Annotated in this window: 10 protein-coding genes and 5 tRNA genes; 9 read left to right on the forward strand and 6 right to left on the reverse strand. The window is 70.4% G+C overall.

All coding sequences use genetic code 11. From position 1 onward, the window contains the following. Positions 1-8: 8 nt before the first annotated feature. The 5 genes from ACWGJY_RS04675 to ACWGJY_RS04695 form a co-directional block, all read right to left on the reverse strand. A complete protein-coding gene (locus ACWGJY_RS04675) occupies positions 9-3,137 on the reverse strand; it encodes a nitrate- and nitrite sensing domain-containing protein (protein WP_453259338.1) in 3,129 nt (1,042 codons plus the stop codon). Between the two features lie 401 nt (positions 3,138-3,538). Then, complete coding sequence (locus ACWGJY_RS04680) at positions 3,539-4,132, reverse strand: GTP-binding protein (protein WP_453259339.1); 594 nt, start codon at positions 4,130-4,132, stop codon at positions 3,539-3,541. Further along, positions 4,113-4,523 carry a DUF742 domain-containing protein gene (locus ACWGJY_RS04685; protein WP_030087818.1) on the reverse strand — a complete coding sequence of 137 codons (411 nt, stop codon included), beginning with the start codon at positions 4,521-4,523 and terminating at the stop codon, positions 4,113-4,115. The genes ACWGJY_RS04680 and ACWGJY_RS04685 overlap by 20 nt, the downstream gene beginning before the upstream one ends. A gap of 103 nt (positions 4,524-4,626) precedes the next feature. After that, positions 4,627-5,040, reverse strand: coding sequence for a roadblock/LC7 domain-containing protein (locus tag ACWGJY_RS04690; RefSeq protein ID WP_018087200.1), 414 nt, complete (start codon positions 5,038-5,040; stop codon positions 4,627-4,629). Between the two features lie 9 nt (positions 5,041-5,049). Continuing rightward, positions 5,050-8,724 (reverse strand): nitrate- and nitrite sensing domain-containing protein, encoded by a 3,675-nt coding sequence (locus tag ACWGJY_RS04695; protein ID WP_453259340.1) that lies wholly within the window; start codon positions 8,722-8,724, stop codon positions 5,050-5,052. 593 nt (positions 8,725-9,317) lie between these two features. Between ACWGJY_RS04695 and ACWGJY_RS04700 the strand changes: the two genes are divergently transcribed. From ACWGJY_RS04700 to ACWGJY_RS04740, 9 genes are all read left to right on the forward strand, one after another. After that, the gene (locus ACWGJY_RS04700; protein ID WP_453259341.1) at positions 9,318-9,506 is read left to right on the forward strand and encodes a hypothetical protein; all 189 of its coding nucleotides are present in this window, start codon (positions 9,318-9,320) and stop codon (positions 9,504-9,506) included. Between the two features lie 83 nt (positions 9,507-9,589). After that, a complete protein-coding gene (locus tag ACWGJY_RS04705) occupies positions 9,590-10,363 on the forward strand; it encodes a fumarylacetoacetate hydrolase family protein (protein WP_453259342.1) in 774 nt (257 codons plus the stop codon). Beyond that, positions 10,356-11,837, forward strand: coding sequence for a glutamate--tRNA ligase (gene gltX / locus ACWGJY_RS04710; RefSeq protein ID WP_453259343.1), 1,482 nt, complete (start codon positions 10,356-10,358; stop codon positions 11,835-11,837). The genes ACWGJY_RS04705 and gltX overlap by 8 nt, the downstream gene beginning before the upstream one ends. 83 nt (positions 11,838-11,920) lie before the next feature. Next, positions 11,921-12,658: an HAD family hydrolase gene (locus tag ACWGJY_RS04715; RefSeq protein WP_453259344.1), complete on the forward strand. Its 738-nt coding sequence runs from the start codon at positions 11,921-11,923 to the stop codon at positions 12,656-12,658. A gap of 87 nt (positions 12,659-12,745) precedes the next feature. Then, a tRNA-Gln gene (locus ACWGJY_RS04720) sits at positions 12,746-12,817 on the forward strand. A 57-nt stretch (positions 12,818-12,874) separates the two neighbouring features. Further along, positions 12,875-12,947, forward strand: a tRNA-Glu gene (locus tag ACWGJY_RS04725). Between the two features lie 90 nt (positions 12,948-13,037). Then, a tRNA-Glu gene (locus ACWGJY_RS04730) sits at positions 13,038-13,110 on the forward strand. 16 nt (positions 13,111-13,126) lie between these two features. Beyond that, positions 13,127-13,198: transfer RNA gene (locus tag ACWGJY_RS04735), tRNA-Gln, on the forward strand. A gap of 42 nt (positions 13,199-13,240) precedes the next feature. Beyond that, positions 13,241-13,313 (forward strand) — tRNA-Glu (locus tag ACWGJY_RS04740). 499 nt (positions 13,314-13,812) lie between these two features. On the opposite strand, the gene ndgR is transcribed toward ACWGJY_RS04740, so the two are convergent. Continuing rightward, on the reverse strand, positions 13,813-14,529 hold the full coding sequence (gene ndgR, locus ACWGJY_RS04745) for an IclR family transcriptional regulator NdgR (protein ID WP_026169203.1): 717 nt from the start codon (positions 14,527-14,529) through the stop codon (positions 13,813-13,815). Positions 14,530-14,701: the final 172 nt, after the last annotated feature.

The raw sequence follows: 14,701 nt of genomic DNA on the forward strand, positions 1-14,701 counted from the left end.
GGCTCACACTAACGCTCCTGATCGTAGGTGCTGCCGGGGCCGAAGCCCTGTTGGTCATTCTGGGGGACCCCGGAGGGGTCCGTGCCGACGTTGCGTCCCTGCTGGACACCGCGGCGCAGGTTACTCAGCCTGCCGCGGACGTCCTCCGGGGCACGGGAGACCTGGGGGCCGCCCTGCGCCGTCTGCTCCGCGGCACCTTCGACCAGGTTGGCCTTGGGCACCCGCCGGGGGAGGCCGGAGGAGGTGACTCCGCCCGCCTTCGGCTCGCGCAGCCGCTCCGCCCGCTCCCAGCGCTCGTCGTTGGAGCTGCGCCAGTCGGAGCCGTCCTGGCCGGTCTCCGGCGTGCTCCCCGGCTGCTGCACCTGCGGTGCCTGCTGGTCGCGGCCTCCGCGGCGCGGAAGGCCGGCGTCCGTCCGCGAGGGGGCGTCGCTCGGTATGGGGCCCGGACGCTCGAATGGTACGCGCTCGGCGGCGTCAGCGGGAGCGGCAGTGGTATTCCGGCCGGATTCCGCTTCGGTACCGAAGTAGCCCTCGAATGCGGGGTGTTCGGCCCATTCGTCCGACTGTGCCGCTTCGTGGGAAACGAAAGGCTGCTGGCCGGTGGTGTCCGAATAGCTCTGCTCGCCGAATGCCCGGTGACCGTGCGGCCGGTCGTCGTAGAGCGGCTGATCCGCTTCCGCATATGCCTGGGAGGGGTAGTCCTGGTAGGCGCCGCCGGACTCCTGATAGGCGCCGTTGGACTTCTGGGGGTCACCGGCGGGCGGCACCTCGTCGCGGAAGAGCGGACGCTCGCCACCCTGGTACTCGGCTGCCTGCTCACCGGCCGTCTGGGCTTCCAGGGCGGCCCGGCGCTCCTCACGGAGCAGCGAGCGGCCCATCATGTCCAGGTCACCGGTGTCCGTGCGGCCGTAGCGGCTGTCGTCGAAGCCCAGCTCGGCGGCGGTGCGCTGATGGTCCTCGTACGACGGCTGCTGGTGCTCCGGAACGATCCGGGAGACCGTGAAGTCGTCGTCGTACTGCTCCTCGCCGCCACCACCGTGGGTGATCGCCTCGGGCAGCATGACCAGGGACGTGGTGCCCGCCTGCTCGCCGGAGGGGCGCAGCTGCACCCGGATCCCGTGCCGGTCGGCCAGCCGGCCGACCACGAACAGGCCCATGCGCTGGGAGATCGCGGCATCCACGCTCGGCGGGTTCGCCAGCTTGTGGTTGATGTCCGCGAAGTCCTCGGGGGTGAGCCCGATGCCCTTGTCGTGGATCTCGATCATCACCCGGCCGTCGGGCAGCCGGGTCGCGGCCACCCGCACCTTGGTCTGCGGGGAGGAGAACGTGGTGGCGTTCTCCAGCAGCTCGGACAGCAGGTGCACGAGGTCGGTCACGGCGGTGCCGTGGATCTCGCTCTCGGGGACGCCGGTGAGCTCTATTCGCTCGTACGACTCGACCTCGGAGATCGCCGCCCGCAGGACGTCGATCAGCGGCACCGGCTGGTTCCAGCGCCGGCCGGGCTCCTCGCCCGCGAGGATGAGGAGGTTCTCGCCGTTGCGCCGCATACGGGTGGCGAGGTGGTCGAGCCGGAAGAGGCTCTCCAGCTGGTCCGGGTCCGCCTCGTTGTTCTCCAGGTCGGTGATCAGCTCCAGCTGGCGCTCGATCAGGCCCTGGTTACGGCTGGAAAGGTTGGTGAAGATCGCGTTGACGTTGCCCCGCAGCAGGGCCTGTTCGGCGGCGAGCCGGACGGCCTCGCGGTGCACCTGGTCGAAGGCGCGGGCAACCTCACCGATCTCGTCGGTGGTGGAGATCGGGATGGGCTGGACGCGGGTGTCGACCCGGCCCGGGTCGGTCCGCGAGAGCTGGTCGACCAGCATCGGCAGCCGCTGCTCGGCGATGCCGAAGGCGGCGGTCCGCAGCTGGCGCATGTTGCGGCTCATCCGGCGGGCCATCCGGCCGGCCACGACGAACGCGATGATCAGCGCGGCCAGCACGATCCCGGATTCGGTGAAGGTGGACTGCTTGGCGTCGTCGGAGATCCGGGCCGCCTCGTTCACGGCCTTGTCCGCCAGGTCCTTCTCGAGGGACCGGTACATGTCGAACTTGCCGGTCGCAGCCGCGAAGTAGCTGTCGGTGGTGATGCCGCGGGCGCTCAGCGTCTCCGGCGCCGCGCCGGTGGCGATCAGCGTGGACATCTGGTCGATCGATGGCGGAGTGCGGAACGGCCGGCCGGCGGCCTGGGCCTGCGCCTTTGCCTGTGCGATCTTCTGCTGCCCGGCCCGCTTGAGCGCCCCGGCGTACTTGTTCAGCCGCTCGACGTCCTCGGGCATGCCGGCGGAGGTGAACTCGCCGATGGAGATGCCCTCCAGGTAGTGGTACGAGGCGAAGGCGGTCAGCTGCTGCTTGTGCTCCTTGCCGCCCGACGGGGTCGCCGGGTCGACCAGGAGGTGGGTGCCGATGGAGCGCTGGAGCGACTCGGCGGCCTTGGCCAGCGAGATGGCGTAGACCGTTCGGCCGTAGGAGGTGATGTTGCCGGTGCCCAGGCCGAGTTCGTTGGCGAACTCGTTGAGCGGGTGCTGGACCTCGACATAACCGTCTTCGGTCTGCACACCGGGCAGCCGGGAGGTGTAGGCGGCCTGGCGCAGCTTCTGGAGCTTGGGCTCGACTGTCGCGAACTCGGCGAGACGGCGCTTGAGGCCCGGCTTGTCCGGTATGGCCTTGGCGGCCTCGTGGAACGTGCCGGCGGCGGCGTCGGTGGCGTCCCGCGCCTGCCGGACGGCCGGGTCGTCCTTCTTGCCCTGCAGCAGCGGCGCCGCGGTGCGGTCCCGCTCGTCGATCAGGGCGTTGCTGTAGGAAAGCGCGGCGCGGACGAGCTTCGCGGTGTTCTCCGCATCCTCGGCGTCCTGCCAGGTGCCGAACAAGCTGCCCACCCGCAGGCCGCCGAAGGCCAGGGCGAGCAGTACGGGGATCAGCAAAATGGCGTTCAGGCGGGTCGCCACGCGCCAGTTGCGCGGGGAGTACTTACCGCCACTCACCGGAGGCTTCGCGACCGTATTTTCGGGCGCTTCGGAAGCCGGCAGGCCACCTTTGGATGGCGGGGTGAAGTTGCCCCGCCGCGATTCCTGCGGCTCGGGGCTCGCCTTGCTTCGCCTCACTCGACCAACAACCTCTCGGCGCCGGCACTGAATTGCTGTGCCGTTTCTTCTGATGCGTCCTACTCCGGAGTTCAGCGAATTTCAGCACGTCAGGGCGGTGCGTTCCAAACACTGGACAAAGTCGGAGCGGGGGCGAAAGGGCCTCAGATAAAAGGGGCGTTAAGGGCGAGCCGCGTCAAAATACAAGAGATCTGTGAGCGCAGCGAAGCCAGGCATGCGCGCGGGGTGCCGAAATCACGCTGATTCAGTGTTGAAACGTTATGAAGCAAAATTGCGGGCGTGTCGAAGGACACAGATCCACGCATGGATGCCGGGAACCCGGCCGGGGCAAGGTGGCGCATCCCGGCCGGTGACCACTGCCGTACGGCCCGCTCCCGCTGCGGAGCGGGCCGTCGGCGGAGCTACTTCAGCCGCGCCATCAGCGCGTGCTCCACGAGCGTGATGAGCGCGCTCTTGGCCTCGCTGCGGTGCCGGGCGTCGGTCGTGATGATCGGGGCCCCCGGGCCGATCTGCAGCGCCTCACGCACCTCGTCGGGCGTGTACGGCTGGTAGCCCTCGAAGCCGTTGAGGGCGATGACGAACGGCAGTCCGCTGTTCTCGAAGTAGTCGACCGCGGGGAAGCAGTCGGCGAGACGGCGGGTGTCGACCAGCACCACCGCGCCGATGGCGCCACGGACCAGGTCGTCCCACATGAACCAGAAGCGGTCCTGACCCGGCGTACCGAACAGGTACAGGATCAGGTCCTGGTCCAGCGTGATCCGGCCGAAGTCCATCGCCACGGTCGTCGTGGTCTTGTCCTGGACGTGGCTGAGGTCGTCGACGCCCGCCGACGCGGAAGTCATCACGGCTTCCGTGCGCAGCGGGTCGATCTCCGAGACGGCCCCGACGAACGTGGTCTTGCCCACGCCGAAGCCGCCCGCCACCACGATTTTCGCGGAAGTCGTGGCGCGGGCTCTGCTCTCGCCGGAGCCGCTGTCAGAGCTTGCGAAGTCCACTGAGCACCCTCTCGAGCAAGGTCACATCCGGCGTGCCGCCGGCCTCACCGCTGCCACCGGGCTGGTGGATGGCCACCATCCCGGCCTCCGCCAGGTCCGCGACCAGGATCCGCGCCACACCCAGCGGGATGTGCAGCAGCGCGGAGACCTCGGCAACCGACTTCACCTCACGGCACAGGTGGCAGATCCGCTGGTGCTCGGGCAGCAGTCCGGGCAGCTGAGAGGGGTCGGCGGTCGTGCTGACCAGCGCCTCGATGGCGAGCTGGTAGCGCGGCCTGGTCCGGCCTCCGGTCATGGCGTACGGGCGCACCAGCGGCTGGTCACCTTCGCTCCCGTACGGCGCTTGGCTGTAGGCGCCGTACGGGCCGGAAGTGGCGGGTGGCGGGGTCATGGGTCCTCCGGGCGGGACAACTGACTGTCGTCGGGTTGGGCCGGTGGGGGGTGCGGCACATGGGTGGTGGGGTGCTGAACGGTGCGGCGCTGCGGACGCCGCCTCAGTGCAGCAGGCTGCCCTGCAGTTCGGCGCGCAGGTCGGGCGTCAGGACGGTGCCCGCGCGGTCGACCAGGAGCGCCATTTCATAGCCGACCAGGCCGATGTCGCACTCGGGGTGCGCGAGCACGGCCAGCGACGATCCGTCCGAGACGGACATGATGAAGAGGAAGCCTCGCTCCATCTCCACCACGGTTTGGTTGACCGTCCCGCCCTCGAAGATGCGGGACGCGCCGGAGGTCAGCGAGGTCAGGCCGGAGGCCACCGCCGCCAACTGGTCGGCACGGTCGCGGGGAAAGCCCTCGGACATCGCGAGGAGCAGCCCGTCCGCGGAGACCACCACCGTGTGCGACACCCCGGGGGTGTTGTCCACGAAGTTGGTGATCAACCAGTTCAGATTCTGCGCCGCCTGGCTCATCGGACTCAACTAACGCTCCTGCTGGTGTGTGGGATCGACAATGCCGTGGGTGCCGGTGGACGACGTCCCGGCCTGCCGGCCTTGCTGGATACCCCGACGGAGATTGGTCAGCCGCCCCCGCACCTCGCTGGGCGCACGGGAGACCTGCGGACCGTTCTGGGTGGACTGCTGTTGCGCGGTGCCCGCGACGAGGTTCGCGCGCGGGACCCGGCGGGGCAGCCCGGAGGTGGTGATCCCGCCCGCGGCGGGCTGGCGGATCTGTTCCGCCTGCCGCCATGTCTCGTCGTTCGGCGAGCTGCGCCACTGCGTGCTCTCGGCGGGCGCCGCGCTGCGTGCACCGTTGACCGGTGCGTCATTGCGGGCGCCGCCGTGTGCGTCGCCGCCCTGGGCGGACCCGCGGCGCGGCAGCCGGGGCGCTTCGGGCTCGGCGGCACCCTGGGGCGGCACACCGGCCGCGGCGGCCGCGGGGTGGTTGAACCAGTTGGACTCGATGGTGTCGAAGATCGGCGTACGGCCGTCACCGGGACCGGCGTCCGCGCTGCCGAGGACGTCGGCGGACGGCGCACCGCCGTCCTGCGGCTGCGGCACCGGGAATTGGCCGGTGCCCTGCGACTCGTCGGCGTACGCGGCGCGGTCGGCGTCCGGCCGCGGGTACCGGCCGGTGTCGGCGTTCGGCCGCTCGTACTGCCCGGTGTCGCTGTCGGGCCGGGCGTACTGGCCGGTGTCGCTGTCGGGCCGCCGGTACTGCCCGGTGGTGCTGTTCGGCTGCTCGTACTGCCCGGTGTCGTACCGGTCCGTTGCGCTCTGGGGCAGGGCGAACTGCCCTGTGTCACCGGGCCCGTTGCCCGTGCCCCGGCCGGCCGGACGCGCGCCCTGCGGGCCGCGCCCGCCCTGGGAGCCGTCCGCGGCGGGCGGCGGACCGTTGAAGTCGGGACGGGCGAAGGCCGCGGTGTCACCGGGGCCGCCGCTCGGCGCGGGCCGCTCGAAGCTGCCGGTGGTCTCCGGCTCCACGTGGCCCCGCGGCCGGTCCTGCGCCTCACGGGGCGTCAGCGGCCAGTCGTCGGAGCCGCCGCGCTCACGGCGCGCGCCCCAGCTCGTACCGCCCGGCTGCTGAGCACCCTGGCCGCCCTGGCCGCCGGCGGACGGACCGCCCGGCAGCTCGGCCGCGGCGCCCCGCGCCGGCAGCTGCGGACGCTCCTCGCGGCGCGGTGCGCCGGTGGGCGGTGCCACGGTGGGCGCCGGGCCTTTGTCCGCGCCGCGGGTGGGCAGCGAGGGCCGAGAGCCGGCGGGGCGGCCGGTGGCCGGGCGGGCTTCGCCGCCCTGCGCCGGCGCGGCGGGGGAGCCTGCGCCGCCAGGCGCCGTACGGCCGGACGGTGCCGGGGCACCGAAGGCGTTCGGGGCGCCGCCGCCGGGCCCGCCGCGGCCGGGCAGCGCGGGGCGCCCGCCGGCCGAGGGGCCCGAACCGACCTGGCCGCGCGGCTGGAGCCCCGCGAGCCGGCTGGAGGGCGTGCCGCCGAGGTCACCGGTGCCGCTCTTGGCGTTGCTCGGCGCCGGCTTCTTGCCGCCCTGGGCGACATCGACCGGCAGCATGACCAGTGCGGTGGTGCCGCCGGAGTCGGAGGGCCGCAGCTGGATGCGGATGCCGTGCCGCAGCGACAGCCGGCCGACCACGAACAGACCCATCCGCCGGGAGACCGAGACGTCCACGGTCGGCGGGCTGGCGAGCCGCTCGTTGATCGCCGAGAGGTCCTCGGGCGACAGACCGATACCGGTGTCGTGGATCTCGACCAGGACGCGGCCGTCGGGCAGCGCATGACCGGTGACCTTGACCTTGGTCTGCGGGGAGGAGAACGAGGTGGCGTTCTCCAGCAGCTCGGCGAGCAGGTGCACGAGGTCGTTGACGACCCGGCCCGCGACCTCGGTCTGCGGAACGGCGTTGAGCTCGATCCGCTCGTACTGCTCCACCTCGGACGCGGCGGCACGCAGCACGTCGACCAGCGGCACCGGCCGCGTCCACCGGCGCCCCGGCTCCTCACCGGCCAGGACCAGGAGGTTCTCACCGTTACGGCGCATACGGGTGGCGAGGTGGTCGAGCTTGAAGAGGGAGGACAGCTGGTCGGGGTCGGCCTCGCGGGACTCCAGTTCGGAGATCAGCGAGAGCTGACGCTGGATCAGACCCTGGGAACGGCGCGAGAGGTTGGTGAACATCGCGTTGACGTTGCCCCGCAGCAGCGCCTGCTCGGAGGCGAGGCGGACCGCCTCGCGGTGCACGTCGTCGAAGGCCGCGGCCACCCGGCCGATCTCGTCCCGGCTGTGCACACCGACCGACTGGACGGAGGTGTCCACGTCCTGCGGGTCGGACTCGGACAGCTGCTTGACCAGCTCGGGCAGCCGGTCCTGGGCGACCTTCTGCGCGGTGTCCTGCAGCCGGCGCAGCGAGCGGACCATGGACCGGGCCACGACGAACGCGCCGACCAGCGAGACACCGAGGACGAGCAGGATCAGCGCACCGCTGACGATCGCGGACTGGGTGGCCTGGTTGCGCAGCTCGCGGGACTTCTGCTCCATCTCGGAGAGCAGCGAGGTCTCGATCCGCGACATTTCGTCGATCTTGACGGTGTCGGAGTCGTACCAGTCGAGGTACCGGTAGTCCTGGCTGCGGATGCCGGCGTCGCTGGCGAAGGCGCGGTGCGCAAAGGCGACCGCGGTCTTGATCTCGTCGTTGTTGCCGTCAAGGCCGCGGGTGAGCGCGCCGGCGTTGTTGGTGTAGATCTGCGAGAAGCGGTCGCGGGCAGCCTTCTCGCTGTCCTCGGCGTTACGGCCGGCCAGCCGGTCGTTGGAGGACAGCTGCGGGTGGCCCTTGTGGGCGAGGCCGGCACTGACCAGGGCGCGCTGGATCGACGCGTACTCCTTGGCCGACGAGAACGCCGCCAGCGCACGGGTACTGCGGATCATCTCCGGGTTGCTGGTCGCCTGCGCCATGTCCTGGGACAGCGACAGCAGCGAGTTGATCAGCTGGTTGTAGCTGGTGACGGTCCGCGCGGCGTTGTTGCCGTCCTTGTAGGCGGAGGAGCGGATCTCGTTGAGGGTGTTGAGCTGGCGGCCGATCTCCAGGACGGTCGCCCGGACGCCGGCCATGGTGGCGTCCTGGCCCTGGATGTCGCCGGTGGCCTGGTTGAACGACAGCTTGGCGCGGTCGGTCGCCTGCCGGGGCGCGACGACGTTCGCGTCGTCCTTGGTGTTGCCGCTGCCGGCCAGCGGACCGGCCGACTTGTCCCGCTCCACCTGCAATGCGTCGGCCAGCTCGGTCGCCTGGCGGGTCATCTCGGTGAGCAGCTGCATCTTGTCGAGCTGGTCGATGTTCTCCATCGACGTGCCGATGCGCATACCGCCCAGCGTGGTCGCGGCGACCACGGGAAGTGCGAGCAGGGAGACCAGGCGGGTGCTGATGCGCCAGTTGCGCAGCGCTATTCGCGAACCGGGGCCGGTGGAGCCCTTCGACGCCTTGGGCTTGCCGCTGTCCGCGGCGTCATTGCCCGGCGCCTGGCGGCCTCCGTCGACGGGCAGCGTGCTCCCGGCGGAACCGTTGCCCTGGGCGCGCTGGGGCGAGGAGGCGCGGTCTGTCCCGCCGCGCAGCTCCGGGTCCGCCGCAGCGCTGCCATCCCTCTTGAAACGTCCCTGCACTAGCGTCGCAACCTCTGGACCAGGCGTCCCACCTCGGCGGGACGGTGTCGAGTCGTATAGGGGACCGCTGAGTCCCCCATGGCGGTCGTGAGTGACCGGCGGACTGCCCTCTCTGGCCGAGAGAGCGGCACCACCGCGCGGCGCTACGTTGCGCCCTGCGCGCCGGCTGAAACGTGCGGCGGTCCGTGGAATTCCAGCACAGTGCAGGATCTCCAACAAGAGCGGAGCCGGCCACTGTGACGTGAGTGACGCAATGTACGGAGCACGTCACGACTTGTAGAACGTTCCGCTGTCGATAACGGACTTTTGCCCGCGAGTCGTTCAACTCCGCCGGCTGTCCCAGGTGCGGTGATCGGGAGCGGAACGTGCACTTCAATCCGCCATTGTCCGATTCGCCCAGGGATGTTGATCATGGGAAATGCGGCATTTGTCGCACAGTTCGTGAGCAAACTCACAGGAAGATCATTGAGTTTCCCCGAACGGCGCAGGGAATAGGCTGCATAGCCTGACGCTTTACACAGTTGCCCCATATGACAAGGCAGCTTTCGAGAAGCCCTTTCCCGACCTTTGATGACGCGAGGCATGCAGCAGTGATGACGACGACGATGTTCCGCAACATAGCCAACCCGCGGCGCACCACCCTGGCCCACCTCGACGACGCCGAGCAGCTCGGCACCGAGGCACTTCAGGCACCGGAGCACACCGTCGACCTCCCGGCCCGGACCGCCAATCCCCGCCGCACCGTCCTGATGGACGCCCCCGCGCAGGACGTCACGGCGTAGCACGTCGCCGGATCGGCAGCGGCCCCGCGATAGCCTGGAGTGTCAACTCCGGCCAGTGATCAATTGAGGGGCAGCGGCAACCCGTGCGCATCGCCAGATTCTCCATCGACGGCAACGTCGGCTTCGGCGTCCTCGAAGGCGACGAACTCGACGTCATCAAGGGGCATCCCTTCGCAGAATTCGAGCGCTCGGGCCAGAAGGTCCCCCTCGACAAGGTCCGGCTGCTGCCGCCGGTCCTGCCCAGCAAAGTCGTGGCGATCGGCCGCAACTACGCCGAGCACGCCGCCGAGCTGGGCAACACCGTCCCGGATGTACCGGTCACCTTCTTCAAGCCGTCCACCTCGGTGACCGGCCCCGGCGACCCCATCGCCTACCCCTCCTTCTCCCAGGAGGTGCACCACGAGGCGGAGCTCGCCGTCGTCATCGGCAGGATGTGCCGGGAGGTGCCCCGCGAGCGCGCCAAGGACGTCATCCTCGGCTACACCTGCGCCAACGACGTCACCGCACGCGATGTGCAGCAGCGCGAGACGCAGTGGGCCAGGGCCAAGGGCTTCGACAGCTCCTGCCCGCTCGGCCCCTGGGTCGAGACCGGACTCACCCCCGAGGACATCGCCGCGGGCCTCACGGTCCAGTGCACGGTCAACGGCGAACAACGCCAGCTCGGCCGCACCAGCGACATGGTCCGCCCGGTCGAGGACCTGATCGTCCACATCACCGAGGCGATGACCCTGCTCCCGGGCGACGTCATCCTCACGGGCACCCCCGCCGGGGTGGGCCCCCTCAACGTCGGCGACGAGGTCGCCGTCACCATCGAAGGCATCGGCACTCTCACCAACAAGGTGATCAAGCGTGGCTAACGCGACCCCCGTCCGCGTCCGTTTCTGTCCCTCCCCGACCGGTAACCCCCATGTCGGCCTGATCCGTACGGCCCTGTTCAACTGGGCCTACGCGCGGCACAACAAGGGCACCCTGGTCTTCCGCATCGAGGACACCGACGCGGCCCGCGACTCCGAAGAGTCTTACCAGCAGCTGCTGGACTCCTTCCACTGGCTCGGCTTCGACTGGGACGAGGGCCCCGAGGTCGGCGGCCCGCACGCGCCGTACCGCCAGTCGCAGCGGATGGACCTCTACAAGGACGTCGCCGACAAGCTCCTCGCCGCCGGCCACGCGTACCACTGCTACTGCACCACCGAAGAGCTGGACGCCCGCCGCGAGGCGGCCCGCGCCGCGGGCAAGCCCTCCGGCTACGACGGCACGTGCCGCACGCTCACCGACGGGCAGAAGGCCGCGTACGAGGCCGAGGGCCGTACCTCCATCGTCCGCTTCCGGATGCCCGACGAGCCGGTCACCTTCACCGACCTGGTGCGCGGCGAGCTGACCTTCACCCCGGAGAACGTCCCCGACTACGGCATCGTCCGGGCCAACGGCGCGCCCCTCTACACGCTCGTCAACCCCGTCGACGACGCCCTGATGGAGATCACCCACGTCCTGCGCGGCGAGGACCTGCTGTCCTCCACCCCCCGCCAGATCGCCCTGTACAAGGCGCTGATCGAGCTGGGCGTCGCGAAGGGGATCCCGGCCTTCGGCCATCTGCCCTACGTCATGGGCGAGGGCAACAAGAAGCTCTCCAAGCGGGACCCGCAGGCGAACCTCAACCTCTACCGCGAGCGCGGCTTCCTCCCCGAGGGCCTGCTCAACTACCTTGCGCTGCTCGGCTGGTCCTTCTCGGCGGACCAGGACATCTTCTCCGTCCCCGAGCTGATCGAGAAGTTCGACATCGCGGACGTCAACGCCAACCCGGCCCGCTTCGACCTGAAGAAGGCCGAGGCGATCAACGCCGACCACATCCGGCAGCTGGACGTGAAGGACTTCATCAAGGCCTGTGAGCCGTGGCTGAAGGCCCCGCACGCCAACTGGGCCCCCGAGGACTTCGATGAGGCCGCCTGGCAGGCCATCGCCCCGCACGCCCAGACCCGCCTCACCGTCCTCTCCGACATCACCGCCAATGTCGACTTCCTCTTCCGCACGGAGCCGGTCGAGGACGAGGCGTCATGGACGAAGGCGATGAAGGGCGACCCGGCCGCGCTGCTCACCACGGCCCGCGCCACGCTCGAAGCCGCCGACTGGGCGTCCGGCCCCGAGCCCCTCAAGGAGGCCGTCCTGGCCGCCGGCGAGGAGCACGGCCTCAAGCTCGGCAAGGCACAGGCCCCTGTCCGGGTGGCCGTCACCGGCCGCACGGTCGGCCTGCCGCTCTTCGAGTCCCTGGAGATCCTCGGCAAGGAGCGCACCCTCCAGCGCATCGACGCGGCCCTGGCCAAGCTGGCCGGCTGACCCCGCCGCTGTACCCACGGGCCCGGCAGCCGCACGGCTGCCGGGCCCGTGGCGTATCCGGAGCGCTCCGCTACATTGCCGGTATGCCCGTCCGCGCCGTCCTGTGGGACCTCGACGACACCCTCTTCGACTACACCGGCTCGGACCGTGCCGGTGTGCTGCGGCACCTCCGGGACGAGGGGCTCCTCGCCGCGTACGGCGGCGAGGAGGCGGCACTGGAGCGCTGGCGGACGGTCATGGAGACCGAGTTCGCCCGCCTCCTCGCCGGCGAGGTGGGCTTCCTCGACCACCGCAGGGCACGGGCCAGGACCTTTCTGGGCGCCGCGCTCCCCGACGCCGAGGCGGACGCCTGGTTCGGCCGGTACATCGCCCATTACGAGGCGGCCTGGGCGCTCTTCCCGGATTCCGCGCCCGCACTGGAGGCACTGGCGCCGCTGGTCCGGCAGGCGGTGCTGTCCAACGCCGCCACCGCCAACCAGGAGCGCAAACTGGCCGCCCTCGGAATCCGCGGGTCCTTCGAGGCGGTGTTCTGCGCCGATGAACTGGGGTGTGCCAAGCCGGCCGCGGAGGCATTCCACGGCGCCTGTAAGGCGCTTGGCCTAACGCCCGGCGACGTCGTCCACGTCGGCGACAAGCTCGACATCGACGCGCTCGGCGCCCGGGACGCCGGGCTGACCGCCGTATGGCTCGACCGCACGGGCACGGGGGAGCGGGCCGGAGAGGAGCTGCCGACGGGGGTGCTGCGGATCGCGAGCCCGGCGGACCTCCCCGGGCTGTTGCGCGGGACTATCGGTTTTGGTGCGCCGTCCACGATCAGGTAATGTTCTTCCTGCGCCGCCCGAGAGGGCCGAAAGGCCCGGCCGGAAAGCGCAAACCAAACAAACCCCCCACCGGGGGTTGAGTTTTGGTGGGCTATGGTGTAATTGGCAGCACGACGGTTTCTGGTTCCGTTAGTCTAGGTTCGAGTCCTGGTAGCCCAGCAAGAGATCTTTCGGTCCACTGCGATCGTGTGGAAGGTTTCTTGATCGCAGTACCAGGCCCCCGTTGTGTAGCGGCCTAGCACGCCGCCCTCTCAAGGCGGTAGCGCCGGTTCGAATCCGGTCGGGGGTACAGATCCTTATCTCTCCGTCTCCTTCGGGTCGCTCCCGGATGCGACGATGCAGAGCCCACGCGACTCCGGTCGCGTGGAGGATCGCTAGGGCCCCCGTTGTGTAGCGGCCTAGCACGCCGCCCTCTCAAGGCGGTAGCGCCGGTTCGAATCCGGTCGGGGGTACTGGTCTAAACCACCATGGGCTATGGTGTAATTGGCAGCACGAGTGATTCTGGTTCATTTAGTCTAGGTTCGAGTCCTGGTAGCCCAGCGCGGTACGTGTCCTCCGGACACGTCAACTGCAGGAAAACTTGCCCCCGTTGTGTAGCGGCCTAGCACGCCGCCCTCTCAAGGCGGTAGCGCCGGTTCGAATCCGGTCGGGGGTACAAGTAGGAGAAGCCCCCCGCATCATGCGGGGGGCTTCTTCGTGTCAACCGCCGCTGCCGAAGCGCTTGTTGGGCTCCGCCGCTGCCCTCGGGCCGGCGCAGGCTCGGCAGCACCGGCTCGTAAGGCACCGGCTCGTAAGGCACCGTCAGGGCCACCGCCGCCTCCACCTGTTCCGCCGGGGTCGCGGCCTCCTCCACCAGGTCGAGAGCGGCGACGGCGAGCTGCGCCGCCCGCTGTGCACAGGGCGGCAGATGCACGGTGATGCACGGTGTCGCCGACGTGGCCGGGGCGGTGCAGTGCGGCGACGGCGGCCACGCGCGCCGTTCCGAGGCGGGAGAGCGGGTCCCGGGAGCCGTCCTCGACGGCGGCGAGGACATCCCGGGCGGTGCCGCTCACGGGCATCCGGCCGGCCTGGATCGGGACGGCGGTCTGAGTGCCGGGGTGCGGACCCGCCCCGCCCGGCCCCCGGGGGAGGCGGGACGGGGCCGCGCGGCCGCGTCAGCCGGTGCGGCGCAGGCCCTCGGAGAGGCGGGCCGCGGCGTCGATGACCGCCTGGGCGTGCATCCGGCCGGGGTGGCGGGTCAGCCGCTCGATCGGGCCGGAGACCGAGACGGCGGCCACCACGCGGTTGGAGGGGCCGCGTACGGGGGCGGAGACCGAGGCCACGCCGGGCTCGCGCTCGCCGATCGACTGGGCCCAGCCCCGGCGCCGTACGCCGGACAGGGCGGTGGCGGTGAAGCGCGCGCCCTGCAGACCGCGGTGCAGCCGCTCGGGCTCCTCCCAGGCCATCAGGATCTGGGCGGCCGAGCCGGCCTTCATGGGGAGCGTGGAGCCGACCGGGACGGTGTCCCGCAATCCGGACAGCCGCTCCGCCGCCGCCACGCAGATCCGCATATCGCCCTGCCGGCGATAGAGCTGGGCGCTCTCGCCGGTCACATCGCGTAGATGGGTGAGCACCGGGCCGGCCGTGGCCAGCAGGCGGTCCTCGCCGGCCGCCGCGGCCAGCTCGGACAGCCGCGGGCCGAGGATGAACCGGCCTTGCATGTCCCTCGCCACCATCCGGTGGTGCTCCAGTGCCACGGCCAGCCGGTGGGCCGTGGGTCGTGCAAGCCCTGTCGCCGCGACCAGCCCGGCGAGGGTGGCCGGACCGGACTCCAGGGCACTCAAAACCAGAGCTGCCTTGTCGAGAACGCCGACGCCGCTAGAGTTGTCCATGCAACGATACTCGCGTCTCACACTGTGAAACGCAAGTTCAATTTTCCGGGGAAGTCGTCAATCTGTAGGTGTGGCCCTCGACCAGGGCCCGGCGTACGGCCCGGCAAGGGGATTTCTGCGGGCATCGCGCACAGACGAGAAAGGCCGGCACTGTGGCCGGCCGGAGGGAAAG

The sequence above is a fragment of the Streptomyces sp. NPDC054765 genome (assembly GCF_053612065.1).